Source organism: Salinibacterium sp. ZJ70, assembly GCF_011751865.2.
Taxonomy (GTDB): Bacteria; Actinomycetota; Actinomycetes; order Actinomycetales; family Microbacteriaceae; genus Homoserinibacter.
Map to the genome: position 1 here is coordinate 194,692 of NZ_CP061770.1, position 26,215 is coordinate 220,906.

At 69.1% G+C, this 26,215-nt stretch carries 28 protein-coding genes and 3 tRNA genes; 25 read left to right on the forward strand and 6 right to left on the reverse strand.

Features of this window, described 5'->3' with window-relative positions; translation table 11 throughout:
- Positions 1 to 91 precede the first annotated feature (91 nt).
- Positions 92 to 1,159, forward strand: a complete 1,068-nt coding sequence (locus tag HCR12_RS00935) for a replication initiator (RefSeq protein WP_166868557.1) — start codon at positions 92 to 94, stop codon at positions 1,157 to 1,159.
- Positions 1,160 to 1,406: 247 nt separating this feature from the next.
- Here HCR12_RS00935 and HCR12_RS00940 read toward each other — a convergent pair whose 3' ends face one another.
- Positions 1,407 to 1,949: a hypothetical protein gene (locus HCR12_RS00940; RefSeq protein ID WP_166868559.1), complete on the reverse strand. Its 543-nt coding sequence runs from the start codon at positions 1,947 to 1,949 to the stop codon at positions 1,407 to 1,409.
- A gap of 245 nt (positions 1,950 to 2,194) precedes the next feature.
- Positions 2,195 to 2,485: a hypothetical protein gene (locus HCR12_RS00945; RefSeq protein WP_166868561.1), complete on the reverse strand. Its 291-nt coding sequence runs from the start codon at positions 2,483 to 2,485 to the stop codon at positions 2,195 to 2,197.
- 113 nt (positions 2,486 to 2,598) lie between these two features.
- Here HCR12_RS00945 and HCR12_RS00950 point away from each other — a divergent pair, with 113 nt between their 5' ends.
- Together HCR12_RS00950 and HCR12_RS00955 are read left to right on the forward strand one after the other, a co-directional pair.
- Positions 2,599 to 3,000, forward strand: a complete 402-nt coding sequence (locus HCR12_RS00950; protein WP_166868564.1) for a hypothetical protein — start codon at positions 2,599 to 2,601, stop codon at positions 2,998 to 3,000.
- A gap of 77 nt (positions 3,001 to 3,077) precedes the next feature.
- A complete protein-coding gene (locus HCR12_RS00955) occupies positions 3,078 to 4,049 on the forward strand; it encodes a tyrosine-type recombinase/integrase (protein WP_166868566.1) in 972 nt (323 codons plus the stop codon).
- Here the strand turns inward: HCR12_RS00955 and HCR12_RS00960 are convergent.
- The 3 genes from HCR12_RS00960 to HCR12_RS00970 all read right to left on the reverse strand — a co-directional run bounded on the left by HCR12_RS00960 (position 4,050) and on the right by HCR12_RS00970 (position 4,358).
- Positions 4,050 to 4,125 (reverse strand) — tRNA-Phe (locus HCR12_RS00960).
- Positions 4,126 to 4,185: 60 nt separating this feature from the next.
- Positions 4,186 to 4,259, reverse strand: a tRNA-Asp gene (locus tag HCR12_RS00965).
- A 23-nt stretch (positions 4,260 to 4,282) separates the two neighbouring features.
- A tRNA-Glu gene (locus HCR12_RS00970) sits at positions 4,283 to 4,358 on the reverse strand.
- Positions 4,359 to 4,575: 217 nt separating this feature from the next.
- Between HCR12_RS00970 and HCR12_RS00975 the strand changes: the two genes are divergently transcribed.
- The gene (locus HCR12_RS00975; protein WP_166868568.1) at positions 4,576 to 5,799 is read left to right on the forward strand and encodes a M23 family metallopeptidase; all 1,224 of its coding nucleotides are present in this window, start codon (positions 4,576 to 4,578) and stop codon (positions 5,797 to 5,799) included.
- Positions 5,796 to 7,109 (forward strand): C40 family peptidase, encoded by a 1,314-nt coding sequence (locus tag HCR12_RS00980; RefSeq protein WP_166868570.1) that lies wholly within the window; start codon positions 5,796 to 5,798, stop codon positions 7,107 to 7,109. The genes HCR12_RS00975 and HCR12_RS00980 overlap by 4 nt, the downstream gene beginning before the upstream one ends.
- 75 nt (positions 7,110 to 7,184) lie before the next feature.
- On the opposite strand, the gene ppa is transcribed toward HCR12_RS00980, so the two are convergent.
- The gene (gene ppa, locus HCR12_RS00985) at positions 7,185 to 7,679 is read right to left on the reverse strand and encodes an inorganic diphosphatase (protein WP_166868572.1); all 495 of its coding nucleotides are present in this window, start codon (positions 7,677 to 7,679) and stop codon (positions 7,185 to 7,187) included.
- A 43-nt stretch (positions 7,680 to 7,722) separates the two neighbouring features.
- On the opposite strand from ppa, the gene tilS reads away from it, so the two are divergent.
- The 20 genes from tilS to HCR12_RS01080 all read left to right on the forward strand — a co-directional run bounded on the left by tilS (position 7,723) and on the right by HCR12_RS01080 (position 26,214).
- Entirely contained in the window at positions 7,723 to 8,757 is a 1,035-nt protein-coding gene (gene tilS, locus HCR12_RS00990; RefSeq protein WP_166868583.1) for a tRNA lysidine(34) synthetase TilS, read from the forward strand.
- 9 nt (positions 8,758 to 8,766) lie between these two features.
- Positions 8,767 to 9,318, forward strand: coding sequence for a hypoxanthine phosphoribosyltransferase (gene hpt, locus HCR12_RS00995; protein ID WP_166868584.1), 552 nt, complete (start codon positions 8,767 to 8,769; stop codon positions 9,316 to 9,318).
- Positions 9,319 to 9,433: 115 nt separating this feature from the next.
- Entirely contained in the window at positions 9,434 to 11,455 is a 2,022-nt protein-coding gene (ftsH, locus tag HCR12_RS01000; protein WP_166868586.1) for an ATP-dependent zinc metalloprotease FtsH, read from the forward strand.
- Between the two features lie 6 nt (positions 11,456 to 11,461).
- Positions 11,462 to 12,055 carry a GTP cyclohydrolase I FolE gene (gene folE / locus HCR12_RS01005; RefSeq protein WP_191412346.1) on the forward strand — a complete coding sequence of 198 codons (594 nt, stop codon included), beginning with the start codon at positions 11,462 to 11,464 and terminating at the stop codon, positions 12,053 to 12,055.
- Positions 12,052 to 12,843, forward strand: coding sequence for a dihydropteroate synthase (gene folP, locus HCR12_RS01010; RefSeq protein WP_166868588.1), 792 nt, complete (start codon positions 12,052 to 12,054; stop codon positions 12,841 to 12,843). The genes folE and folP overlap by 4 nt, the downstream gene beginning before the upstream one ends.
- Positions 12,840 to 13,208: a dihydroneopterin aldolase gene (gene folB / locus HCR12_RS01015; RefSeq protein ID WP_166868590.1), complete on the forward strand. Its 369-nt coding sequence runs from the start codon at positions 12,840 to 12,842 to the stop codon at positions 13,206 to 13,208. The genes folP and folB overlap by 4 nt, the downstream gene beginning before the upstream one ends.
- Complete coding sequence (folK, locus tag HCR12_RS01020; RefSeq protein ID WP_166868592.1) at positions 13,205 to 13,693, forward strand: 2-amino-4-hydroxy-6-hydroxymethyldihydropteridine diphosphokinase; 489 nt, start codon at positions 13,205 to 13,207, stop codon at positions 13,691 to 13,693. The genes folB and folK overlap by 4 nt, the downstream gene beginning before the upstream one ends.
- On the forward strand, positions 13,690 to 14,160 hold the full coding sequence (locus HCR12_RS01025; protein WP_166868595.1) for a DUF3180 domain-containing protein: 471 nt from the start codon (positions 13,690 to 13,692) through the stop codon (positions 14,158 to 14,160). The genes folK and HCR12_RS01025 overlap by 4 nt, the downstream gene beginning before the upstream one ends.
- 19 nt (positions 14,161 to 14,179) lie before the next feature.
- The gene (locus tag HCR12_RS01030) at positions 14,180 to 14,692 is read left to right on the forward strand and encodes a PH domain-containing protein (protein WP_224763564.1); all 513 of its coding nucleotides are present in this window, start codon (positions 14,180 to 14,182) and stop codon (positions 14,690 to 14,692) included.
- A complete protein-coding gene (locus HCR12_RS01035; RefSeq protein WP_166868598.1) occupies positions 14,689 to 16,269 on the forward strand; it encodes a PH domain-containing protein in 1,581 nt (526 codons plus the stop codon). The genes HCR12_RS01030 and HCR12_RS01035 overlap by 4 nt, the downstream gene beginning before the upstream one ends.
- A complete protein-coding gene (locus HCR12_RS01040) occupies positions 16,266 to 16,964 on the forward strand; it encodes a Rossmann-like and DUF2520 domain-containing protein (RefSeq protein ID WP_166868600.1) in 699 nt (232 codons plus the stop codon). The genes HCR12_RS01035 and HCR12_RS01040 overlap by 4 nt, the downstream gene beginning before the upstream one ends.
- Before the next feature lie 18 nt (positions 16,965 to 16,982).
- The gene (gene panC, locus HCR12_RS01045; RefSeq protein ID WP_166868602.1) at positions 16,983 to 17,828 is read left to right on the forward strand and encodes a pantoate--beta-alanine ligase; all 846 of its coding nucleotides are present in this window, start codon (positions 16,983 to 16,985) and stop codon (positions 17,826 to 17,828) included.
- Between the two features lie 6 nt (positions 17,829 to 17,834).
- The gene (gene lysS / locus HCR12_RS01050) at positions 17,835 to 19,337 is read left to right on the forward strand and encodes a lysine--tRNA ligase (RefSeq protein WP_166868605.1); all 1,503 of its coding nucleotides are present in this window, start codon (positions 17,835 to 17,837) and stop codon (positions 19,335 to 19,337) included.
- Between the two features lie 39 nt (positions 19,338 to 19,376).
- Complete coding sequence (locus HCR12_RS13735; RefSeq protein WP_255429666.1) at positions 19,377 to 19,508, forward strand: hypothetical protein; 132 nt, start codon at positions 19,377 to 19,379, stop codon at positions 19,506 to 19,508.
- Positions 19,509 to 19,626: 118 nt separating this feature from the next.
- Positions 19,627 to 19,833 (forward strand): hypothetical protein, encoded by a 207-nt coding sequence (locus HCR12_RS01055; RefSeq protein WP_166868607.1) that lies wholly within the window; start codon positions 19,627 to 19,629, stop codon positions 19,831 to 19,833.
- A gap of 153 nt (positions 19,834 to 19,986) precedes the next feature.
- Positions 19,987 to 21,105, forward strand: a complete 1,119-nt coding sequence (locus HCR12_RS01060; RefSeq protein ID WP_166868609.1) for a sugar ABC transporter substrate-binding protein — start codon at positions 19,987 to 19,989, stop codon at positions 21,103 to 21,105.
- Positions 21,102 to 22,577, forward strand: a complete 1,476-nt coding sequence (locus HCR12_RS01065) for a sugar ABC transporter ATP-binding protein (RefSeq protein ID WP_166868611.1) — start codon at positions 21,102 to 21,104, stop codon at positions 22,575 to 22,577. The genes HCR12_RS01060 and HCR12_RS01065 overlap by 4 nt, the downstream gene beginning before the upstream one ends.
- Complete coding sequence (locus HCR12_RS01070; RefSeq protein WP_224763567.1) at positions 22,574 to 23,560, forward strand: ABC transporter permease; 987 nt, start codon at positions 22,574 to 22,576, stop codon at positions 23,558 to 23,560. The genes HCR12_RS01065 and HCR12_RS01070 overlap by 4 nt, the downstream gene beginning before the upstream one ends.
- 36 nt (positions 23,561 to 23,596) lie before the next feature.
- A complete protein-coding gene (locus HCR12_RS01075) occupies positions 23,597 to 24,847 on the forward strand; it encodes an LVIVD repeat-containing protein (RefSeq protein WP_166868613.1) in 1,251 nt (416 codons plus the stop codon).
- Complete coding sequence (locus HCR12_RS01080; RefSeq protein ID WP_166868615.1) at positions 24,844 to 26,214, forward strand: FAD-binding oxidoreductase; 1,371 nt, start codon at positions 24,844 to 24,846, stop codon at positions 26,212 to 26,214. Before HCR12_RS01075 ends, HCR12_RS01080 begins: the two co-directional genes overlap by 4 nt.
- The last annotated feature ends 1 nt before the right edge of the window (position 26,215 follow it).

Sequence of the window (26,215 nt, forward strand, 5' to 3'; positions counted from 1 at the left end):
CGATGACCGGGGTTCTTGATGTTGGTGGCTCCGACGGGCGTCGATCCCGTGACCTCACGATTTTCAGGCGGTTACCTGATGCGGCCTCCGTATGGAGGAAGCGGACTACGAACCCGGATTCGAGCCGGACGAAGCCCCCGAGGTTGTGCGCCCTGCTGGGTGCTCGAACCCGTTCCGCACGAAGTCGGGGCTGTATGTGCGGTGCCAGTCGCGACTGCGCTCGAAGTGCGAGAGCTGCGCCGAGCTGTATCGGGGCGACTGGGCAGCGATTGCCCGCTCCGGGGTGTTCGACGGCCCGGTCGAGCGCTACAGCTTCTACCTGCTGACGCTCACCGCGCCTTCTTTCGGGCGGGTGCACCGGGTGCCGAAGGCGAGCGCGCCGGCGGCGTGCGGGTGCGGTGGTCGCCACACTGCTGCGGACGCTGATCTTCGCGGGGTGCCGCTGGATCCTTCGACGTATGACTACGCGGGGCTGGTGGCGTGGAATCGGGACTCGGGGTTGCTGTGGGATCGCACGCGGCGGCGGTTGCGTGATCGGTGGGAGTCGGTGGAGTTCTTCGTCGTGCGGGAGTGGCAGGAACGCGGCGCGCTGCACCTGCATGCGATTGTGCGGATCGACCGCCTCGGGGCACCGGATGCGCGTGTGCTGGCGGACGCCGCGCGCACGGCGACGGCGTTCTCACGGGTCGATGGCGGGTTGGTCGAGTGGGGCTCGCAGGTGCGGTGCGATGCGTTCCGCGCCGACGGCGATGGGGCAAAGACGATCTGGTATCTCTCCAAGGCGCTGAACTACGTGCTCAAAGACACTGCAGGCGACGCCGACGGCAAGCGTGCCCGTTCGTGGGAGCACGTCGCGCGCCTCGCGGACGCCGCTCGCATGATGCGCTGCTCACCCGGTTGCGAGCCCAACGCCTGCCGCAGTCGCACTCACGAACGATTCGGAGCCAGAGGCCATGTCGTATCCGCCTCACGCCGCACGAAGACCCGCACGGGCTGGTCATTCACCGGCCTCACCCGGCGGGTTCAACGAATGCTGCGCACCGAGTGGGTGACGAAGAGAGCAGAGGCCGCAACCTCGGCCCAGCCGGAAGCGGCGCTCGAGCATCCATCGCGCCGAGCTCGACGCGAGCTGATGGCTACGCCTTCGAACGCTCCGTGACGGCCCGGTTCGGACGAGTGGTGACGGGGTTCGGGGTGGCGGGGTGGCGACCCGTGGGTGTTCCGTCCGGAGGGTCCCCGGCAGGGGCCGACGGACGGGAACCCACGGACGGCACCCGACGACCGAAGCGGTCACGCGTCGCCCGAATGGAACAGGCTCGACCGTCACGATGCGGGTGCATCCGCAGGATGCGTCCGCGCCGCTGGGAGCGCCGAAGGCGCGGCGCGCGAGCGCGTGAGCGGGGCGGCTAGTCGAATGCTGGCCGGTCAGACCAGTCCAGCGTCTCCCCTAAGTGCTGGCCTACCTCTGTTGATATTGCTTGCGCGCCGATTGAGTAGATGCGCGCACAGGTGATTCCGCCGTGAATCGTCAAGCTATAGAGGCCCTTGCCCATTGGGCGGAGCACTTCGTGTGCATTCGGTTCATCCGCTTTCAGCGGCCCGTACCAGCGTTCCGAACGCCAACCCGTGGTCAGCCCATGCGTCAGATGGTGCCGCACCTGCATCCACGAGCGGGACGCGGCAAGAGCTTGCTCCCAGGTGAGCGTCGCTGGCTTCGCGGCCCCGCGCGCGGACGTGAAGTTGTATATCGGGATTGAGACGCCTACATCCAGCTGGGGTGCGGTCGCTGGAAAGCTCCTCTTCATGTAGTTCCTAAATTCCCAAAGGCTCGGGTTGTGCCAGCCTCCGATCTTCTTCGCGATCTCACCGAAACTTAGCCCCGCCTTCGCCAGCGCGATGGCCGCGAAATCCTCTGCGAAGCCCTCGAAGGCCGCGGTGGTACTCAGCACGATTGCAGGCGCCAGAGCTGCTGCGTTCGACGGGTGTCCCTTAGTCCGCGGGTGCAGCTTCAATAGGCGAGCCGAAGTGGTGAGTGATTTGCAGTAGCGATCAACGGCTTCTTGGAGCGTTGGCACAACGATGGTCGCAGGTGCCAAGGTGACGGGTGCAGGTACGGCTGCAGGTGGCGGGACAATAGTCATATGTGCAAATCACATCCCTCTTGATCTTGTAGGGGATATTTCGGGAGGTACGCCTAGGCCGCATTCCGGCGGGCTCGAACGTACATGCGGGAGTGAGCTACTAGCGATTGAACCTCTCCCCATTCCAGCGTCAGGTTCTTCTCGTAGTGGGCCGCTACGGACATGTAGAAGATCAATGCTTCGTCCGGATCCAGCGGCCCAAGGGTTGAGATAAGTGATTCAGCGTTGAGCCGCGGAGTTTGCGAACGGCGGATTTGCCAGCGTATGACTGTGACCGCCCCAATGATGACCAAGAATCCAACCAAAAATACGAGTCCGGCGGCGATCCAAGCGGTGTGCTCCACTGGGCAAACATATCGGTGGCCCGAGGTAGACAGTGTGACCCTTTCGAGGCGCGCGACGGTGGAACGCCGTAGTCTTGCAGTCGCAGAACCTAGGACTGCAGATTGGTGGAATCGTGGCTGACTTCCGAGCTGAGCGGATGCCGTCCCCCGAGGGGGAGGGGCGCGCCAAGTCCGCGATGGAGTCCGCCTACGAGACGTACTTCAAGGTCAACAAGGCCGCTAATCAGCGGCTGTTCGCGGCGTTTCCCGAGCTGCGGAACCTGGGCAAGGGCTACGTGGGCGCGAAAGTGCTCGACACGATGGGTTTCTGGCTCATGTGGCAGATCTGCGGCGGGTTCGAGGGCACGCAGAAGGCGCTCTCGATCAGCAAGTCGCAGATGTATCGACGCATTGCTCTGTTCCGCGAGGTATTCGGTGAGCACCCGGATGTGTACGAGTTCCCCGGCATCACCGTCGATCCTGCCGAGTTCCTAGCGGGATTCGCGGCGAAGCAGGCTGGACAAAAGAAGGACTAGTCGCAAATATTGCGTCTATGGGAGTAGCGCGCTAGTCTCGCATTATGCGACTAGCGCCAGGCTCGACTGCACCCACCGTGGGTGCTCTCTGGGAGCGCTACAAGCCGGTCATCTTCTCGAAGGTCGCCCCCGGAACGCAGCGCGCGTACACCTACGCGTGGCGGCGGCGCGTCGAGCCGTGGTTCGCGGATCGCCCCATCGCTTTGATCACCACGCTCGACGTCGAGGAAGCTTTCGCAAGCTGGCCGGGCAAGGAATCTACTCGCGCCGATGCGCTTGGCGCGCTGTCGGCGCTGTGCAGGGTCGCAGTCAAGGGCGGGCTGATCGCCTCGAATCCGTGCATCGGTGTGGATCGCCGTCGGCAGCAGGCGTCAGACGTCGCCGGGCGAGCGCTCACCCGCGCTGAGTTCCAGGTTCTGTGCGACTTGTTGCCCGAGTCGGGGCCGTATCGCCGCTTTGTGCTGGCAATGGCCTACACGGGGTGCCGTCTCGGTGAAGTCGCAGGCCTCCGCGTCTCGGATATCGACTGGGCGCAACGCACTCTGAGCGTCAGCCGCACCGCATCGCCCGGCGTGACGGGGGAGCTGGTCATCGGGCCGACAAAGGGGCGACGTGCTCGCGCTGTGCCGATCGTGGATCAGTTCGTCCCGATCCTCCGCGAGGCGGCGGAAGGCAAGGGCCTCCACGACTACCTGTTCACGGGACCGCGCGGCGGGTTCATCAATTCCAAGAACCTGAGCCGGGCGCTCGATTGGCGCAACATCCGTGATCAGGTCAAGACATTCGCGCCGGGGGAGCGTCCGCTGCGCTGGCATGACTTGCGGCACACGGCGGCGGTGTTCTTCTTCGACGCCGGGTTGCCTGCGCCGGATGTGCAGGCGCTGCTCGGGCATTCGTCGCTCATGGTGACGCAGCTCTACGCAGACACGCGAAGACTCGCGGCCCGAAGAAGCGTCGAACCGCTGTCCGCGTTCTTCGGCTCCCAGTCGAGAGGTCATCCCGAGGGAGGTGAATCGGCCGCTAGATCAGTGTCTGACCTGGGCTTTTAGTGGTGGCTCCGACGGGCGTCGATCCCGTGACCTCACGATTTTCAGTCGTGCGCTCTACCAACTGAGCTACAGAGCCTCAACGACTCGCGTCGCTGATTGTCCAAGAGCCTCCCCTTTCGGAAAGGCTCTCGACCAGCGACCCTGACGGGACTTGAACCCGCGACCTCCGCCGTGACAGGGCGGCACGCTAACCAACTGCGCTACAGGGCCTTGCATATTCAATTTTACTCGGTTGGTGACCCCAACGGGATTCGAACCCGTGCTGCCGCCGTGAAAGGGCGGTGTCCTAGGCCACTAAACGATGGGGCCGAGCCAGAAGCATCAGCAACCGAGAAGTAAGCATACGTGTCTTCGGGCTCGAACGCGAATCGAGCGAATCGGGGGCGCGCCTGCCCCGAAAACCTGAACCGATGGTTGAGTCTTGGCGGGTGGGCGGTTCCCCTGGAACCCGAGGAATCGCGTTGCTACTGTGAAAGATGTTGCCCAAGTGACATAACGTGCGAGCGCGTCACGGGGATGGGGAGAGATGCACAACCGGGGGAATGGAACGCTTCGGCGCGAGCGCACATCGGTGCGCCGTCGAGGGCAGGCGGCACTCGCCGCCCTCGCGACTGGTGTGCTCATCGCCACGATCGGCGCGACCTCCTCGACCGCGGCCCCCGCCGACTTCCCCAGCTGGTCCGACGTGCAGGCCGCCAAGCGCAACGAGGCCGCCGCCAAGGCGCAGCTCGCGGCGCTCAACGCGAGCATCACCTCCGCCCAGGCCGAGGTCGACCGCACGCAGGCCGAAGCCGAGGCGCGCGGCAACGAGTACTTCATCGCCCAGCAGGCGTACGACGAGCAGGCGATCATCACCGAGCAGCTCGTCGCACAGCAGCAGCAGGCGCAGGTCGAGGCGGATGCCGCCAAGCGCGAGACCGCGCAGCTCATCGCCGGCCTCGCGCGCCAGGGCGGCAGCGACACGACCACGGGCCTCCTCGGCGACACGGGCGGCGCGGACGGCTACCTCTACCGCATCGGCGCGGTCGCGAAGGTCTCCGAACGCAGTGACGCGGTCTACCAGCAGGCCATCCAGCTGCAGAACACGGCCCAGTCGCTCGCCGACCAGGCAGCCGTCGCCCAGGCGAAGCTCGCCGAGCTGAAGGCGGTCGCCGAGCAGGCGCTCCTCGCCGCTCAGGCGGCGTCCGAGCAGGCCGCGCGCAAGCTCGCCGAACTCGAGGAGGCCAAGGTCAAGGCCGAGGCGCTCGCCGCCTTCCTCACGGGTCAGCGCGAGGTCACCGAGGCCGACTACCAGGAGGGTCTGCGCCAGAAGTGGGGCGCGGGCGTGGGCGAGGTCAACGATCAGGGATGGGCGCGTCCGTCGGCGGGCAACATCCGCAGCGCCTACGGCATGCGCAAGAACCCCGTCAACGGCGCGTGGATGCTGCACACCGGCATCGACCTCGGCGCGGCGTGCAACGCCCCCATCTATGCGGCGAGCGGCGGCACGGTCGTGTACGCCGGCTGGTACGGATCGTGGGGCAACTACGTCGCGATCGACCACGGCGACGGCACCAACACCGGCTACGCCCACATCGTCAGCGGCGGAATCGGGGTGAGCGTCGGCCAGAAGGTCGCGCCCGGCCAGCTCATCGCGAAGGTCGGCACGACCGGCATGTCGACCGGCTGCCACCTGCACTACATCACGCGCGTCAACGGGAACACGACCGATCCCGTGCCGTTCATGCGGAACCGGGGCATCACGTTTTGACTGAGAACCGCCCGCGCAGACGGACCCGCAGCCACGCGGCCACGGCCGCGGGCGCATTCGCCGCAGCCTTCGCCCTGACCGCCACCGGCGGCCTGCCCGCGAACGCCGCGCCTCCCGACGTGCCCACCTGGGAAGAGGTGCAGGCTGCTCAGCGCAGCGAGGAGTCGAAGAAGGCCGAGATCGCGAAGATCGAAGCCATCGTCTCCGACCTGCAGCAGCGCGCCGCCGACCTCGCCAAGGTCGCGATGGAGCGCGCCGAAGACGCCCTCATCGCCCAGAGCGAGCTCGCCGATGCCGAGGCGAAGACCTCTCGACTCGCCGCGCAGCTCGAGGATGCCGAAGCTCGAGCGTCGTCGTCGGCCACGCTCGCCGCGAGCCTCGTGAGCCGCCTCGCACGGCAGGGCGGAGGTGACACGAGCGCCCTTCTCGCGTTCTCGTCGGCAGAGGACGCCGACCTGCTTCTCTCGCGCCTCGGCACGATGGAGAAGCTGTCCGCCACCTCCACGGCCCTCGTCGAGCAGGCGCTCTTCGACAAGCGCGCCGTCACCTCGCTGGCCGAGGAGGCCGAACTCGCCGAGGATGAGCGGCGCTCGCGCGCCGGTGCCGCCGTCGCCGCCCAGGAGGAGGCTGCCGCCGCCGCCGAATCGCTCACCGCCCAGGTGGCTGAGCAGGAGGCGAACATGTCGGTGCTCTACCAGCAGCTCGCGCTGCTGAAGGGAACGACCGCCGAGCTCATCCGCGAGTACTACGAGGGCATCGTCGTGACCCCGGCACCCACCACGCCCGCCCCCGCGCCGCAGCCGACGCAGCCCGGCCAGCCCGCGCAGCCCACCACGCCGCCGGCGCCACCCACGCAGCCCACGACGCCGCCGACCCAGCCGACCACCCCGCCGAGCTCCGGCTACCCCACGCCCAACGCATCCGCCGTCTCCGGTGCGATCGCGTTCGCGCGGCAGCAGCTGGGCGAGCGCTACCAGCTGGGCGGCATGGGACCGGATGTGTGGGACTGCTCCGGGCTCACGAAGGCGTCGTACGCATCCGTCGGCGTGTACATCGGCACCCACAGCTCCACGGACCAGTACAACTACATGAAGCGCCAGGGGCGTCTCGTGCCGTACAGCCAGGTGCAGCCGGGCGACCTGATCTTCTACTCGGACGGCGGCTCCGCCGACAACCCGCGCAAGTACCACGTGACCATGTACGTGGGCGACGGCAAGATGATCGAGGCCCCGAATCCGAGCGCCACCGTGCGCGTCGTCAACGTGCGCAACAGCGACCGCGTCGCCTACGTCGGGCGTCCCACGGGCTGACCCGAACGCAGCCGACCCCAGACGCACGAGAGCCCCGGATGCGGGCATCCGGGGCTCTCGGTCAGCGTGTGAGCGTCAGTGGCTCTCGTGCGGCACGTACGCGGCGATGCCCGCCTGCACGATCGCCTCGGCCTCGGCGGCGTTGCCCCAGCCTTCGGTCTTGACCCACTTGCCGGGCTCGAGGTCCTTGTAGTGCTCGAAGAAGTGCTCGATCTCCTTGCGGGTGTACTCCGGGATGTCGTCGACGTCCTGGATGTGGCTCCAGCGCGGGTCCTTCGCGGGAACCGCGATGACCTTCGCGTCGGATCCGCCGTCGTCGGTCATGTTGAAGACGCCCACGGGGCGCACCTTCACGCCGACGCCGGGGAAGAGCGGGTAGTCGAGCAGCACGAGCACGTCGACGGGGTCGCCGTCGAGGCCGAGGGTGTTCTCGAAGAAGCCGTAGTCGGTGGGGTACACGAATCCGGTGAACAGCACGCGGTCGAGGAACACGCGCCCGGTCTCGTGGTCGACTTCGTACTTGTTGCGGCTCCCCTTGGGGATCTCGATGACGGCGGCGTAGTCGGCCATGTTCACTCCTGGTGCGTGCGGGATGTCGAAGTAACGTTAGCCGATGCACCCTGGAGCAGACCGACCGCGCCTCACACCCGAGATGGCCGATATCCGCCGTGCCGTGCGCGACGCGACGACCGACCTGCGGGGCTCGGATGCGCTCGTGTTCGTCGCTCTCTCGGGCGGCGCGGATTCGCTCGCGCTCGCCGCAGCCACGGCGTTCGAAGCGCCGCGCGCCCAGCTGCGCGCCGGGGCCGTGATCGTCGATCACGCTCTTCAGGCAGGTTCGGATGCGGTGGCCGCCCGCGCCGCCGAGCAGGCACGTGAGCTCGGGCTCGACCCGGTGATCGTGGAACGCGTCGAGGTGGGCTCGGCGGGTGGGCCGGAAGCGGCGGCGCGCGAGGCGCGCTACGCAGCGCTCGAGTCCGTGGCGACTCGCTCCGGCGCCCGTGCGGTGCTGCTCGCCCACACCCTCGACGATCAGGCGGAGACCGTGCTGCTGGGGCTCGCGCGCGGAAGCGGCGCCTCGAGCCTGCAGGGGATGGCTCCCACCTCCGGGCTGTGGCGTCGGCCGCTCCTCGGCATCCGCCGCACCGAGACGCGCAAGGCGTGCGCCGATCAGGGCCTCGAGCCGTGGGACGACCCGCACAACCTCGACCCCACCTACGCCCGGGTGCGGGTGCGCCGACGCGTGCTGCCGGTGCTCGAAGCGGAGCTCGGACCCGGCATCGCCGAGGCGCTCGCCCGCACCGCCGAGCAGGCGCGTGAGGACGCCGAGGCGTTCCAGCAGCAGATCGACGAGTTCATCGAGGACATCTGCGAACCTGCCGAAGCCGGCATCGCCGTGTCGGTCGCCGCGCTCGCCGCGAACCCGGCGGCGCTGCGGCAGCGCATCATCCGCTACGTCGTGCTCTCCGAGTTCGGCGTCGCGCTCAGCCGCACCCAGACCCTCGAGGTCGCGCGTCTCGTGACCGACTGGCGGGGGCAGGGGCCCATCGATCTGCCCGAGCTCACCGCGCGCCGCGAGGGCGGCCTGCTCGTCTTCGCCTCCACGCGCGCAGATGACACCGCGACGGACGCCTCCGACGCGACGTAGGCTTGACTCATGGAGACGGCCGACATCCAGGGTGACCTGACCAAGGTTCTCGTCGAGGAGAAGGAGATCCACGCCCGGATCGCCGAACTCTGTCGCGAGATCGAGCGCGACTACGAGGGCAAGGATCTGCTGCTCGTCGGCGTTCTGCGCGGAGCGGTCATGGTCATGGCCGACGTCTCGCGCGAACTCAACCGCCACATCGAGATGGACTGGATGGCGGTGAGCTCCTACGGAGCCAGCACCCAGTCGTCGGGTGTCGTGCGCATCCTGAAGGACCTCGACTCCGACCTCACGGGCCGCAACGTGCTCATCGTCGAGGACATCATCGACTCGGGCCTCACGCTCTCCTGGCTGCGCGAGAACCTCGCGGGCCGTGGCGCCGCCTCGGTCGAGATCTGCGCCCTGCTGCGCAAGCCCGAGGCCGCCAAGGTCGAGGTCGACGTGCGCTATGTGGGATTCGACATCCCCAACGAGTTCGTCGTCGGCTACGGCCTCGACTACGCCGAGAAGTACCGCAACCTGCGCGGCATCGGCGTGCTCGCCCCGCACGTGTACTCCTGATCTCGGGCACCGCCTCAGCCTCCGGCGAACATCCAGGCCCCACCAGGCATACGGGCGGTAGCCTGACAGTCACTTCTCCGCAGAGGAAGGACTCGGGCTCCCGCCCCGCTCATACATGAACCTCAAACGCATCGTTCGCGGCCCCCTGCTCTACGTCATCCTGGGTGCGATCATCCTCATCGTCGGGTTCAACCTGCTGAACACGACCGGCTTCCAGCGTGTGACCACGCAGGAAGGCATCGAGCTGCTCGGCGGCAACACGGTCGAGTCGGTGAAGGTCGTCGACGGCGAGCAGCGCGTCGACCTCACGCTCGACAAGGCCTACGTCGACGACGACAAGGTCGACAAGGGCAAGCTCGTGCAGTTCTACTACGTCCAGCCGCGCGGCGAGGACGTGATCTCGGCGATCGACGCCTCGGACGCGACGTTCGATGACGAGGTTCCCCAGACCAGCTGGTTCGTGAGCCTGCTCAGCATCCTCATCCCGTTCCTGCTCATCGGTCTGATCTTCTGGTTCCTGTTCTCGACGATGCGCGGCGGCGGCAACGGCGTCATGCAGTTCGGCAAGTCGAAGGCGAAGCTCGTCTCGAAGGAGTCGCCGAAGGTCACGTTCGCGGATGTCGCGGGCGCCGACGAGGCGGTCGAAGAGCTCACCGAGATCAAGGACTTCCTGCGGGATCCGACGAAGTTCCAGGCGGTCGGCGCCCGCATCCCGAAGGGCGTGCTGCTGTACGGCCCTCCCGGTACGGGCAAGACGCTCCTCGCACGCGCTGTCGCGGGCGAGGCGGGCGTGCCGTTCTATTCGATCTCCGGTTCGGACTTCGTGGAGATGTTCGTGGGTGTCGGCGCGAGCCGCGTGCGCGACCTGTTCGAGCAGGCGAAGCAGAACGCACCGGCGATCATCTTCGTCGACGAGATCGACGCCGTCGGCCGCCACCGCGGTGCGGGTCTCGGCGGAGGCCACGACGAGCGCGAGCAGACCCTCAACCAGCTGCTCGTCGAGATGGACGGCTTCGACCCGAAGACCAACGTCATCCTCATCGCCGCCACCAACCGTCCCGACATCCTCGACCCCGCCCTGCTGCGTCCGGGGCGCTTCGATCGCCAGATCGGCGTCGACGCTCCCGACCTGAAGGGGCGCTTGAAGATCCTCCAGGTGCACGCGGCAGGCAAGCCGATGGCGAAGAACGTCGACCTCGAGGTGCTGGCGCGCAAGACGCCCGGCTTCACGGGCGCCGATCTCGCGAACGTGCTCAACGAGGCAGCGCTCCTCACGGCGCGCAGCAACGCGCAGCTCATCGACGACCGTGCGCTCGACGAGGCCGTCGACCGTGTGATGGCGGGCCCGCAGCGCCGCACGCGCATGATGAACGAGAAGGAGAAGCTCATCACGGCGTACCACGAGGGCGGTCACGCGCTCGCGGCGGCGGCGATGAACCACTCCGACCCGGTCACGAAGGTCACGATCCTTCCCCGCGGTCGCGCGCTCGGCTACACGATGGTGCTGCCTCTCGAGGACAAGTACTCCGTCACGCGCAACGAGCTGCTCGACCAGCTCGTGTACGCGATGGGCGGTCGCGTGGCCGAGGAGATCGTCTTCCACGACCCCACCACGGGTGCGTCGAACGACATCGAGAAGGCCACGAGCATCGCCCGCAAGATGGTCACCGAGTACGGCATGAGCGCGAACATCGGCGCCATGAAGCTCGGGCAGTCGCAGGGCGAGGTGTTCCTCGGACGCGACATGGGCCACCAGCGCGACTACTCGGAGGAGATGGCGCAGCGCGTCGACATCGAGGTGCGCGCGCTCATCGAGAACGCGCACGACGAGGCGTATGCGGTGCTGACCGCCAACCGCGACGTGCTCGACCGCCTCGCGCGCGAGCTCATCGAGAAGGAGACCCTCGACCACAACCAGCTGGCCGAGATCTTCGCGGATGTGCGGAAGCTCGACGAGCGCCCGCAGTGGCTTTCGAGCCAGTCGCGCCCCGTGAGCGACCTGCCGCCGATCGAGATCGTCGTGAAGGAGCCCGAGGTGGAGGTCACCGAGGGCACCGAGGACTCTCCCGGTGCGGCCTCTGGTGGGCCGGCGCACCCGCCCTTCGGCCACCCGACTCCCGGCATCGCGCCCGCGTAGGCCATCGTGACGATCGACTCGGAGCGCATCCAGGCGGCCGTCGTCGAGCTGCTGCAGGCGATCGGCGAGGACCCGACACGGCCGGGCCTCGCCGCGACGCCTCGGCGCATCGCCGACTCCTATGCCGAGCTGTTCGCCGGCATCGGCGCAGACCCGCTCGAGCACCTCGCGGACGCCGCCGAGTTCTCGGGGGACGACGCGGTGGGCGACCTCGTGCTGGTGCGCGACATCGCGTTCCGCTCCACGTGCGAGCACCACCTGCTGCCGTTCATCGGCGTCGCGCACGTGGGCTACGTGCCGGGTGAGAAGATCGTCGGCCTCGGCAAGCTCGCGCGCGTCGTCGAGACGGTGAGCTCGCGTCCGCAGCTGCAGGAGCGGCTCGGTTCGCAGATCGCGGACGCGCTCGAGGAGGGCCTCGGCGCGCGTGGTGTGGTCGTCGTGCTCGACGCCCGTCACGGATGCGTGTCGGCGCGTGGCGCGCGTCAGGCGGAGTCGTCGACCGTCACGGTCTCGAGCCGTGGTGTCTACGCCGACTCCGTGGCGCTGGCCGGGGTGCTCGCGCTCGTCTCACGCAGTCCGGAAGGCGACGCCGCCCCGTGACCGAGATTCTCGGGATCCTCAACGTCACCCCCGACTCCTTCAGCGACGGGGGGCGCTGGCAGGTGCTCGACGACGCGGTCAGACATGCGCAGCTCATGGTCGATCAGGGCGCCACCTGGATCGATGTGGGCGGAGAGTCGACGAGGCCGGGCGCTGCGGCGATCGATCCGCTGGAGGAGCGCTCACGCGTGGTGCCGGTGGTGCGTGCGCTCGCCGAGAACGGCATCCCCGTCTCGATCGACACCCGCAACGCCTCGACGGCGCGTGCTGCGGTCGAGGCGGGCGCGACGATGATCAACGACGTCTCGGGCGGACTGCACGACCCGGAGATGGCCGCCCTCGCGGCGCAGACGGGCGCATGGTTCGTGGTCATGCACTGGCGCGGCGCGACGGACGCGGAACCCGTCTACGGCGACGTCGTCACCGAGGTGCGCGCCGAGCTGAAGGCGCGCATCGCCGAGCTCATGGTGTTCGGCGTGCAGCGGGAGCGCATCATCATCGATCCTGGGCTCGGCTTCGCGAAGACCGCGGAGCACAACTGGCAGCTGCTCGGGCGGCTCGAGGAACTGACGACGCTTGCGCCCGTGCTGGTGGGTGCCTCGCGGAAGCGATTCATCGGCGCGATGCTTCCGGAGGGGGCGCCGATGAGCGAGCGCGACGCCCCCACAGCCGTCATCAGTGCGCTGTCGGCGCGTTCCGGGGCCTGGGGTGTGCGCGTACATGATGTGTCATCCTCCCGTCTTGCGCTCGATGTGTGGGATAAATGGGAGCAAGGAGGCCTCCGATGACCACCCGCGACGAGATCACCATCACCGGTTTGCGCGCCATGGGGTACCACGGTGTGCTCCCCGCCGAGCGGGTCGCCGGCCAGCTGTTCATCGTCGACGTCGTGCTGCGGCTCGCTCTCGCGCCCGCATCCGAGGGTGACGATCTCGCGGCGACCGTCGACTACGGCGACGTCGCCAGCCGCGTCGTGAAAGCCGTGGAATCGGATCCCGTCGACCTCATCGAGACCGTCGCCGAGCGCGTCGCCGCGATCGCGCTCTCCTATCCGCTCGTCGAATCGACGACCGTGGTCGTGCACAAGCCGTCCGCCCCCATCCCCGTGCCGTTCGCCGACGTGAGCGTCACCATCCATCGGGATCGCACGTGAGCGAGACGGTCGCGGCGATCGTCGCCTTCGGATCGAATCTCGGGCAGCGCGCCGAGACGATCCAGGCGGCCGCCGATGAGCTCGCCGCCATCGACGGCATCGAGCTCGTGAAGCTCGCGCCCGTCATCGAGACGCCCGCCCTGCGCCCGTACGGCCTCGACCCCGAGGCGCCCGCCTACCTCAACACGGTCGCGCTCATCGACACGACGCTGTCGGCGCCCGAGCTGCACACCGTGCTGCAGGAGATCGAGGACGCCCACGGCCGCGAGCGCGCCACGCGCTGGGGCGATCGCACGCTCGACCTCGACCTCATCATCTACGGCGATGTGCAGCAGGACGACCCACAGCTCACCCTCCCGCACCCGCGCGCCCACGAACGCGACTTCGTGCTGCGCCCGTGGGCCACGATCGACCCGCTCGCCGAGCTCCCCGGCCACGGACCCATCTCCGACCTCCTCGACGCTCTCGCGGAGACCGCGACATGACCCGCACGCGCGCGCTTCCGCTGGTCGTGCTCGCTGTGATCGGCGGCATCGCCGCGCTCCTGCTGCAGCTCGCACTCGGTGCCGCGGGCATGCCCAAGCTCACGCCGCAGGTGTCGCTCTCGGTGACGCTCGTGCTCATCGGCGTGGTCGTCGTCGCTCTCGCGCTTCCTGTTCGCCGCGCCGTGCGCACGCGCGAGCATGCCCGTGTCGACCCGTTCTACGCGACCCGCGTGGTGCTCATCGCGCAAGCATCCGCACTCTCGGGCGCCCTCTTCGCGGGGGCAGCGCTCGGACTGCTGGTCGAACTGCTGGGCCGCCCGGTCGTCACGACCAGCGGAGTCTGGGGTGTCGTGGCGATGATCATCGCCTCGCTCGCCCTCATGATCGCGGGGCTCGTCGCCGAGGCGTTCTGCGTTGTGCCGCCGGATGACGACGACCCGGCGAGCGGACCCACCGCGACAACCTGAACCCTTGTAGCGTGGTCGCGTGACCGACACCACCGCCCCCGCCGAATCGCCTCGCCTCGACCCCGTCGCGGGCGAATGGCGCCGCGTCTCGCCGAAGTACCTCACCATCGACCTCATCTCGAACCTCATCTGGACCGTGATCATGGTGGGCGTCGCGGTCGTCGCGGTCGTGATCTTCGAATGGCCGCCCCTCGGCTGGCTGCTGCCCGCCGGACTGGCGGTCATCTTCCTCACCTACGCGGCTCTCACACCGCGCCGAGTGCGGGCGATCGGCTACATGCTGCGCGATGACGACCTGCTGTTCCGCACCGGCATCATGTTCCGTCGCATCGTCGCCGTGCCCTACGGCCGCATGCAGCTCGTCGACATCAACCGCGGCCCCCTCGCCCGCGCCGTCGGCCTCGCCGAGCTCAAGCTCGTGACCGCCGCCGCCGCGACCGCCGTCACCATCCCCGGGCTCCCCTTCGACGAGGCGGAGCAGCTGCGCGACCACCTCGTGGCCGTCGCCGAGACCCGGCGGGCCGGCCTGTGACGAAGCTCGCCGACGGCGAGTGGCACCGCCTGCATCCGGCAACCCCGCTGCTCAAGGGCGGCATCGCGTTCATCGCGATCCTCGGTGTCATCATCGCGAACCTCCGCGAACGGATCGTCGAGTTCTTCTTCCCGGCGTTCGTGTGCCCCGACGAGTTCTGCGACTGGGAGCAGGACCCCATGTCGCGACTTCTCGAGCAGAACCTCATCCTCGTGCTGCTCGGGGTCGCCGTCGTCCTCGTGCTGATCATCGCCGGGTTCTGGCTCTCGTGGCGCATGCACACCTTCCGCGTGACCGATGAGGTCGTCGAGGTGCGCTCCGGCATCCTGTTCCGCACGCACCGCAAGGCTCGCCTCGACCGCGTGCAGGGCGTCAACATCAACCGGCCCTTCCTCGCGCGCCTCGTGGGCGCCGCGAAGCTCGAGATCACGGGCGCGGGAGCCGAAGCCAACATGGAGCTCGCCTACCTCTCGAGCGCGAACGCCGACGGCCTGCGCTCCGAGGTGCTGCGACGCGCCTCCGGCATCCGCGAGCAGGCGGCGGTCGCGCGTGCTGTGGCGGACGGCGAGCTTCCCCCTGAGGTGCTCGCTCCGGCCGCCGTCGAGGGCGAGAACCACGCGGGGCTGAGCGACTTCGCGCGACAGCGGCTCGCCGAGCTCACCGCCCCCGAACTCGACCCGAACCTCGCGCCGCCGGAGTCGGTCGTCAAGATGGATGCCGGTCGCCTCGTCGGCTCGACCGCGCTCAGCTCGTCGATGATCTTCCTCGTCGTCGCGATCGTCGTGGCCGTCGTGCTCGGCTTCACCACCGATATCTCGTTCGGTGTGGTCTTCGCCATCGTGCCCATGGTGCTCGGTATCGGCACCTACCTCGTGAGCCGCGTGCTCAAGTCGCTGCGCTACACGATCGCTGCGACTCCCGACGGTGTGCGCGTCGGCTACGGGCTCCTCTCGACTGCCAACGAGACGCTGCCTCCCGGGCGCATCCACGGCGTGCAGGTCACGCAGGAGCTGCTCTGGCGCCCCTTCGACTGGTGGACCGTGCAGGTCAACCTCGCCTCGCAGATGTCCGTATCGCAGGCGGCGAACGGCGCCCAGCAGAACACCACGGTGCTGCCGGTCGGATCCCGAGAGGACGTCATCCGCGTGCTCGAGCTCGTGCTGCCCGAGGTCGTCGACGGCGACTCGCGCGAGCGCATCCTCGCGGCGTTCGGTCGGCCGACCCCCGAAGACGACTTCACGACCTCGCCCCGCCGGGCGGCCGTGTTCCGCTGGTTCTCGTGGCGCCGGAACGGATTCCGCGTGACGCCCGAGGCAGTGCTGCTGCGAAAGGGCGCCATCTGGCGCACCCTCTCGATCGTGCCGACGGCACGCATCCAGTCGGTCGCCGCGCACCAGGGTCCGATCGCTCGCGCGATGGGACTCGCCGAGGGACGCATCCACACGGTGCAGGGTCCGCTGGTCGCCGCCGTCGGCGCGCTCGACGTGCGCGACGTGGAGCGCCTGTTCCGCGACGCCTCGAGCGAGGCCGTCGGCGCCATCTCTCGCGACCGCACGCATCGCTGGAGGGCCGTGTGACCGCACGCGACGGTCGGCTCGGCATCGGGATCATCGGCGGCGGGCACGTCGGCCCCGTGCTGGGAGCAGCGCTCGGCGGAGCCGGGCACGCCATCGTCGGGGTCGCGACCGTCTCGGAGGAGAGCCGTGACCGCGTCGAGGCGCTCCTGCCCGGCGTGCCCGTGCTGCCGGTGCCCGATCTCGTGGAGCGCTCCGAGCTCGTGATCCTCGCGGTGCCCGACGACGAACTGGAGGCGCTCGTCGCGGGCCTCGCCGCCACCGGAGCGTGGCAGCCGGGGCAGCTCGTGGCGCACACCGCGCCCGCATTCGGCACCTCCGTGCTGCAGCCGGCTTTCGCCGCAGGTGCGATCCCGCTCGCGATCCACCCCGCGATGTCGTTCACCGGAACGAGCATCGACCTCATGCGTCTGCACGAATGCTGGTGCGCTGTCACCGCGCCCGCGCCCGTGCTGCCCATCGCACAGGCGCTCGTCGTGGAGCTCGGGGCCGAGCCCGTCGTCATCGCCGAGGCCGACCGCCCCCGCTACGGGGCCGCGATCGCCGCCATCCGCGGCCTCTCGAGCGGCGTCGTCGCAGACGTCGTGAGCACCCTGCGCGACGCCGGGGTGGAGCAGCCGGGTCGGCTCATCGGGGCGCTCATGCGCAGCGCCATCGAGGACGCCCTCTCCGCTGCGGGCGACGAATCCGCGCCCTGACGGGGCCGGATACGCTTGATGACCGTGAACCTCCCCGAGGTCGTGACCACGATCGCCGAACTCCGCACCCGCATCGAAGGGGCGCGCGTCGCCCTCGTCCCCACCATGGGAGCCCTGCACGACGGGCACATGGCGCTCGTCGATCAGGCGCGCGAGCTCGCGGACATCGTGGTCGTGTCGATCTTCGTCAACCCGCTGCAGTTCGGCCCCACCGAGGATCTCGACCGCTACCCGCGCGACCTCGACGCCGACGTGCAGCTGCTCGCGCGCCACGGCGCCCACATCGTCTTCGCGCCCCCGGTCTCCGAGATGTATCCGGATGGCGCCCCGCAGACGTTCGTGCGCGGCGGCCCCGTCGCCGAGCTGTTCGAAGGCAGCTCCCGCCCCGGCCACTTCGACGGAATGCTGACCGTGGTCTCGAAGCTCTTCCACATCGTGCAGCCCGCCGTCGGCGTGTTCGGGCAGAAGGACGCCCAGCAGCTGTTCCTCATCCAGCGCATGGTGCGCGACCTCGACATGCCGCTCGCCATCGAACCGGTCGAGACGGTGCGCGAGGCCGACGGCCTCGCCCGGTCGAGCCGCAACCGCTACCTGAGCGTTGAGGAGCGGGCCGCTGCTCCCCTGCTGCACACGGCCCTCGCCGCCGCCGCATCCGCAGGCGATCGGGGCATCGATGCGGTGCTCGCCGCCGCCCAGTCGGTGCTCATGGGGGAACAGCTCATCGAGGTCGATTACCTTAGTGTGGTCGACCCTCGCACCTTCCAGCAGGTGTCCGACGACTACCGCGGGCCCGCACGCGCGCTCATCGCCGCGCGCGTCGGATCCACCCGTCTCATCGACAACGAAGCCCTCTACCTGAACTGAGAACCCGTGACCGAGCAGAACGCGCCCGAATCCGAACTGACCGGCGAGGAGATCGCCGAGCAGAAGGCCGTCCGTCTCGCCAAGCGCGAGCGCCTCATCGCCGAGGGCGACGGTGCGTACCCGGTGACGCTGCCGATCACGCACACCATCCCCGAGGTGCGTGCGCAGTGGGGCGACCTCGAGCCGGATGCCGCCACAGGCGTGCAGGTGGGTGTCGCGGGTCGCGTCGTGCACCTGCGCAACACCGGCAAGCTCTGCTTCGCCGCACTGCAGTCGGGTGACGGCACCCGCATCCAGGCGATGGTGTCGCTCGCCGAGGTGGGCGAGGAGTCGCTGCAGCGCTGGAAGGAGCTCGTCGACCTCGGCGATCACCTGTTCGTCGCGGGCGAGGTCATCTCGTCGCGCCGCGGTGAGCTGTCGATCATGGCGAGCGACTGGAAGATCGCCTCCAAGGCCGTGCTGCCGCTGCCGAACCTGCACTCGGAGCTCTCCGAGGAGACCCGCGTGCGCCAGCGCTACCTCGACCTCATCGTGCGCGAGCAGGCTCGCAACACGGTCGTCGCGCGTGCCAAGACGGTGGCGAGCCTGCGTGCCACGTTCGCCGACCACGGCTTCCTCGAAGTCGAGACGCCCATGCTCCAGACGATGCACGGCGGGGCGGCGGCGCGTCCGTTCGTCACCCACTCGAACGCGTTCGACACCGAGCTGTTCCTGCGCATCGCGCCCGAGCTGTTCCTCAAGCGCGCGGCCGTGGGCGGCATCGACCATGTCTTCGAGATCAACCGCAACTTCCGCAACGAGGGCTCCGACTCCACCCACAGCCCCGAGTTCGCGATGCTCGAGGCCTACCAGGCGTACGGCGACTACACCACCATCGCCGACCTCACGCAGGAGCTCATCCAGAACGCCGCGACCGCGGTGTCCGGTTCGCACGTCGTGACCTGGGCCGACGGCACCGAGTTCGACCTCGGAGGCGACTGGGCGCGCATCTCGATGTACGACTCGCTCTCCGAGAAGGCCGGCGTCGCGATCACCCCCGAGACCTCGCTCGACGAGCTCAAGGCGCTCGCCGACAAGGAAGGCGTCGAGGTCAAGCTCCCCACCCACGGCAAGTACGTCGAGGAGCTGTGGGAGCACTTCGTGAAGGGCGAACTCGAGCGCCCCACGTTCGTCATGGACTTCCCCGTCGACACCTCGCCCCTCGTGCGCGACCACCGCACCATCCCCGGCGTCGTCGAGAAGTGGGACCTCTACGTGCGCGGCTTCGAGCTCGCCACCGGCTACTCGGAGCTCGTCGACCCCGTCATCCAGCGCGAGCGCTTCGTCGAGCAGGCGAAGCTCGCGGCGCGCGGCGACGACGAGGCGATGCGTCTGGATGAGGAGTTCCTCACCGCGATGGAGCACGGCATGCCTCCCATGGGCGGCATGGGCATGGGCATCGATCGCCTGCTCATGGCGATCACCGGCCTCGGCATCCGCGAGACGATCCTCTTCCCGCTCGTCAAGTAGGCCGCGGCCGCACTCAGACGGAGAGGATAGGGTTCCCGCATGGCCGATGACCAGCAGGGCAAGAAGCCCTCGGAGATCACGAACGCTCGCATCATGGTGTGGATCGTGGTCGCGGGAATCGGCATCTATCTGGTCGCGACCGGCATCGCCGGCATCATCGCGAAGGGCTGATCGTGGACCGCAAGACCTCGCGCCTGGCCATGTACGGCGGGCTCGTCCTGATGCTCGCGATCGTCGTGTTCGTCGTCATCCTCAGCCCGCGCTGAGGCGAGCGCTCTAGGCTGAGATCATGCCCACCGACTTCTGGGGAAACGCGATCTTCTCGGTCATCCCCACCATCGCCCTCGGGCTCGTGTTCTGGTTCATCATGCGCGCGATCATCCGCGCCGACCGCAACGAGCGCAAGGTCTACGCGCGCATGGAAGCCGAGGAGCGCGCCCGCCGCGCATCCCGCCGGGAGGACGACGCGCCGTCGGCCGCCCGAACCAGCCGCTGACGCGGCGCGTCATCCTCCCGTCGCTTTACGGAGTGTGACGACCGCATTTCGTTGACCTGTCACGACGTACGTACGATTTCTGAGCGCCCACCGCATCCGGGGCCCGAAGCCCGGACAGTCGCTGGCGCACTCCGACCCGACAGGAACTGCACCATGACCACTCGCACCACCGTCCTCCGCGCCGCGGCCGTCGCGCTGCCCGCTGTCCTGCTGCTCGCCGGCTGCTCCGAGCAGACCGCCGCCGTCGACACCGACGCGCCCGCGAACCTCGTCATCCCCGGCAACTTCGAGGGCGACGCCACGATCCCCGCCGCCGTCGACGGCGGCCTCGACGTCGCGCTCGTCACCCGCATCACCACCGGCTCCTGGTACGAGACCTACGTGGCCTCGCTCGAGAACGAGGTCGAAGGTCTCGGCGGATCGCTGCAGATCCTCGACTCGCAGAACGACCTCGCTAAGATGGCGTCGAACGTCGACACCGCCGTCAACACCGGCGCCGACGTGATCCTCATCAACAACGGCACCGCTGAGGCGCTCGACGACAGCGTGCAGAAGGCGCTCGACGCCGGCATCGTCGTGGTCACCTACGACTCGGACATCACCCTCGACGGCGTCAGCTCGATCGACCAGGATGACGCCGCCCTCGCCACGAACGGACTCGGCGCGCTCGCCGAGGAGCAGTCGGGTGAGGCGGGTGTCGTCGTGCTGTCGGTCGCCGGCTTCGCGCCGCTCGACCGTCGTCTCGCCGCCGTCGACGCGTTCGTCGCCGACAACCCCGGCATCCGCATCGTCACCCAGACCGGCACCGTCTCGGGCAGCCCCGCCCTCGACACCTCCGCGCAGGTTGCGGCGCTCCTCGCCGCCAACCCGGCCGGCGGCGACATCACCGCCATCTGGAGCCACTGGAACGAGTTCACGCGCGGCGCCTTCACGGCCCTCGCGGATGCCGGTCGCACCGACATCGCGGTGTACACGGTCGACCTCACCGACCAGGAGCTCCCGTACTTCTGGGACGAGACGGTCGACTTCCGCGCCGCCTCGGCCTCGAACCCGGCCACCATCGGCCGCTCGCAGGTGCGCCTCGCATGGGTGAAGGCCGCAGGCGACCAGGTGGGCAACCTCCTCGTCACCCCCGCGCTCGTCACGAAGGCCGACCTGCCTGACACCGAGATCAGCTACACAGAGCTCGCCGAGTTCGTGCCCTCGTGGAACACCGACGAGTCCACGTGGCCCGCGTGGATCAAGAGCCTCCACGAGCGCTCCGGCAAGTGACCTCCGCTCTGACGCTCACGGGCGTCGGACATGACTACGGTGACGGCCCGGTCCTCCACTCGGTGGACCTGGCCGTCACCGGCGGTCGTGTGCACGCCCTCCTCGGCATGAACGGTGCCGGGAAGTCGACGCTCGTGCACATCGGATCCGGGTTCTTTCCGCCGAGCGCCGGCGAGCTTCGGATCGACGGCGAACCCGTGCGCTTCACCGGCCCCGCCGACGCCCTCCGTCGCGGGGTCGCCTTGCTGGCCCAGGAGGTCGACCGCGCCCTCGTTCCGGATGCGACGGTGCACGAGAACCTGCTGGCCGCGACCCTCCAGCGCGAGAAGCAGCGCCTGTTCTCGCCGCGCGAGAACGCCCGCCGCGCGCGCGACATCCTCGAGCACTACCGGGTCGACCTCGACCCGCAGCGCCTCGTGCGCGACCTCAGCCTCTACGAGAAGCAGGCGCTCTCGCTCGTGCGCGCCGCCTCGCAGAACGCGCGCTTCCTCTTCCTCGACGAGCCGACCTCCGCATTCGACACCGCCGAGACGGAGCGCTTCTACGGCATCGTCGAGACGCTCGCCGCCGATGGCATCGGCATCGTCTTCATCTCGCACCGACTCGGCGAGGTGTTCCGCATCGCCGACGATGTGACGGTGCTGCGCGGCGGCGTCGTGAGTCTCGCAGCCCCCATCGCGGATGTCGCACCGGATGACGTGGTGCGCGCCATCACGGGCGAGCTCACCGCGACGCACCGCACCGAGCGGCCCGCCGCATCCGGTGCCCCCGCGCTCGAGGCGCACGGCATCGACCTCGGGCGCGGCCGCACCCCGTTCGACCTGCGCGTCGATGCGGGCGAGATCGTCGCCGTGTACGGGCCGCTCGGCTCCGGAAAGACCTCGCTCGCGCGCACGCTCTTCGGCCTGCAGGGTCGCTACCGCGCGACCGTCGCGGGTGCCGCAGCCCGCATCCGGAACGCCGTCGACGCGCGCCGCGCGGGGCTCGCTCTCGTGCCCGAGGAGCGCCGCACGCAGGGCATCTGGCTCGACGAGACGGTGCGCACCCACTTCGCTCTCGGCTTCCGCGGCATCGTGCGCGCCCGCCGCGAACGCGCCCACGCGAATGACGTGATCGCCGACTACGACGTGCAGCCGCAGCGCGAGAGCCAGCTGCTGCGCCGTATGTCGGGCGGCAACCAGCAGAAGGTCGCCATCGGCAAATGGGTGGGCGTCGAGGGGCGCCGCGTGCTCATCCTCGACGAGCCCATGAAGGGCGTCGACGTGGCCGCCAAGGAGGCCATCTTTCGCTCCATCGAGGCGCTCGCCGCGACCGGGGTGGGCGTGCTCTACCTCACCCAGGAGCCCGACGACGCGCTGCGCATCGCCGACCGCGTGATCGTGCTCGGCCGATCCGGCGTCGCGCTCGAGAAGCCCGCCGGCGAGCTCACCGCACTCGACCTCATGTTCACCGAAAGGACCACCGACGCATGACCAGCGCGCTGACCCTCAGCCCCGGCGTCCGGATGCGCGACCTGCTGCGCCGCAACGCCGCGATCGCCGTCATCATCGTCGTCATCGCGGTGTTCGCGGTCGCGAATCCGAACTTCCTCACCGGCGGCAACCTGATGAGCATCCTGCTCTCGATCACGGTGAGCGCCTTCCTCGCCCTCGCGGTGACGTTCTCGCTCGTGGTCGACGGCTTCGATGTGTCGATCGGATCGACGACGAGCCTCGCGACGATCGCCGCGGCCTCCGTGATGATCGAGTGGCGCGGCGAGGCGTGGCTCGCGATCCTCGTGCCGATCCTGTGCGGGGTCGCCGTGGGGCTCGTGAACGGGTTCCTCATCGTCAAGCTCGGGCTGCCCGACCTGCTCGCGACGCTTGCGATGCTGTTCGTCATCTCGGGGGTGCAGCGCACCCTCACGGGCGGCAAGTCGATCACGGCGAGCCCCGATTCGGGCATCATCGTGCCGTCGTTCAGTTTCATCGGCAAGGGCACCGTCTTCGGCATCCCGTTCCCGGTGATCCTGCTGGTCGTGGTGGCGGTGCTCGCGTGGCTGTTCCTCAGCCGCACGACGCTCGGCCGCTCGATGTACCTCGTGGGCGGCAACGAGGAGGCCGCGCGCCACCTCGGTCTCCCGGTCGGGCGCCTGCGCGTGCTCGCGTACGTGATCTCGGGTGTTCTCGCCTCCATCGGCGGCATCGTGCTCACGGCGCGCATCGGCGCCGGCCAGATCGAAGCGGGAGCCCCGCTGCTCATGGATGCCGTCGCGGCGGCGTACGTGGGCTACGCGCTCTTCGGGCAGAAGAAGCCGAGCGTCGTCGGCACGGTGCTGGGTGCGGTGCTCATCGGCGTGCTGCTCAACGGCCTCACGATGCTCAAGTTCCCCTACTTCGCACAGGACATCGTGAAGGGCGGGGTGTTCATCATGGCGCTCGCCTTCGCGTTCGTGCAGACCCGCCGCACGCGCTGAGCGCGGGATGATGGATACCTCACGGCAGGAGATCGAATGAACGCGCCGGTAACCCCCGATTACGGTTACAACTTCAGCTTCCTCGGGCACAGCGACCAGGGCGGCCGACCCGACGGATGCCAGATCATGGTCGACCGTGGCTACGCCTACGTCGCCCACGCGTTCCAGCAGGGGTTCAGCGTGATCGACGTGCGCGACCCGCGCGCCCCGAAGACCGTCGGATTCCACGCCGCCCCTCCCGGCACGTGGAGCGTGCACCTGCAGACCGCCGACGACCTCCTGCTCGTCATCAACGCGAAGGACCTCTTCGCCGACACCGAGTTCCGCACCGAAGCCGACTACTACGGTCGCTCGGTGGGCGACGCGGCCCTCACCGCCGCGCGCGGGTACGCCGCAGGGCTGCGCGTCTTCGACATCTCGACCCCCGGCCAGCCGCGCGAGATCGGGTTCATGCCCGTCGAGGGCGTCGGCCTCCACCGCCTCTGGTACACGGGCGGCCGCTGGGCGTACGCCTCGGCGCTGCTCGACGGCTACACCGACTACATCCTCGTCACGATCGACCTGGCCGACCCGACGCATCCGCAGATCGCCGGACGCTTCGCCCTGCCCGGCATGCACGCCGCCGCCGGCGAGACGCCCACGTGGGATGCCGACACCTGGCGCTACGGACTCCACCACGCGATCGTCGACGGCGACACCGCCTACGCCTCATGGCGCGACGGCGGCCTCACCGTGCTCGACGTCGCCGACCGCACGGCACCGCAGCTGCTGAGCTGGAAGAACTGGACCGGTCGCCTCGGCGGCGCCACCCACACCTCCCTGCCGCTCCCGGCGCGCGACCTGCTCGTCGTCGCGGATGAGGGCATCGCCGACAACGCCGCCGACGGCATCAAGCGCACCTGGCTCTTCGACATCCAGGACAAGACCGATCCGATCAGCTTCGCCACCTTCCCCGACCCGGATGACGTCGACTACACGCAGAAGGGCGGCCACGCAGGCCCCCACAACCTGCACGAGAACCGGCCAGGCAGCTTCGTCTCGGACACCCTCATCTTCGCGACGTACCAGAACGCCGGCGTGCGGGCGTTCGACATCCGCGACCCGTTCCGGCCCACCGAGGTGGGCGCGTGGGTGCCGCCCGCCCCCGCGCAGATGGTCGACACCCGCCCGGACCGCCCGCAGGTCATCCAGAGCTTCGATGTCTTCGTCGACGCCGAGCTGCGCGCCTACGTGACCGACTACAACGCAGGGCTCTACATCCTGCAGTACGAAGGAGACGCACGATGAGCGAACTGATCACGGCGCTCGCCGAGGCGCTTCCCGCGGACGCGGTGGTGACGGATGCGGCCGAGCTCGCCAGTCTCGGCGTCGACCACTCGGGCATCGCTCTGGGTGCCCCCGTGGCGCTCGTCTACCCGTCGTCGACCGACGAGGTGCAGGCGATCGTGCGCGTCGCCGACCGCCTCGGCGCGCCTATCGTGCCGCAGGGGGCCCGCACCTCGCTCGCGGGCGCAGCCTCGAGCGTCGCGGGCGCCATCCTCATCGACTTCGCGCGCATGAACCGCATCCTCTCGATCGACCGCATCGAGCGCAGCGCCGTTGTGCAGCCGGGCGTGACGATCGCCGAGCTCGCGACCGCGGTCGCCGAACACGGCCTCTTCTACGCGCCCGACCCCGTCTCGGCCGCGTGGGCCACCGTGGGCGGCACGATCGCCACCAACGCGGGCGGCATGCGCTGCATCAAATACGGCGTCACGCGTGAGGCGATTCGCTCACTCGAGGTGGTGCTCGCCGACGGATCCGTCATCCGCACCCGCCGCGACACCATCAAGGGCGTCGCGGGACTCGACATCACGGGCCTCATGGTGGGCAGCGAGGGAACCCTCGGGCTCGTCACCGAGGCGACCGTCAACCTGCGTCCCGCGCCCGGCCCGTCGCGTGGCGTCTCGGCCGTGTTCCCCACGATCGCGGATGCGCTGGAAGCCGCCAACGCCGTCGCGACCGCACCGCAGGTGCCCTCGACGCTCGAACTTCTCGACGATGTCGCGCTCACCGCGATCCGCGCCTACGACCCTGGTCTCGGCATCCCCGCGACCGCGAAGGCGTGGCTGCTCGCGGTGACGGATGCCGCGAACGGCGCGGACGGCGAGCTCGACGCGTTCGAGGCCGCGTTCCGCGCGAACCGCGCCATCTCGGTCGCGCGCGCCGCGGATGAGGTCGAGCTCGACCAGCTGCTCGCCACCCGCCGCGCCCTCCACCCGGGCATGCAGTCCTCCCTCGGCGGATCGCTCAACGGCGACATCGCCGTGCCGCGCGCCCAGCTCGGCGCGGTCGTCGCACGGGCGACCACGATCGCCGCCGAACACGACGTCATCATCTCGATCGGCGGCCACGTGGGCGACGGCAACCTCCACCCCGTCGTCGCGTACGACCCCGCCGACGCCGAGCAACTGCGCCGCGCCCACGCCGCGCAGGACGCGATGCTCGCCGTGGCGCAGGAACTCGGCGGCACCGTCACGGGCGAGCACGGCATCGGCACCGAGAAGCTGCACGCCCTCGACGGCGAGCTGTCGCCGCGCGTGCGCGAACTGCAGCGCGCGATCAAGGCCGTCTTCGACCCGAAGGGCATCTTCAACCCCGGCACGAAGCTGTAAG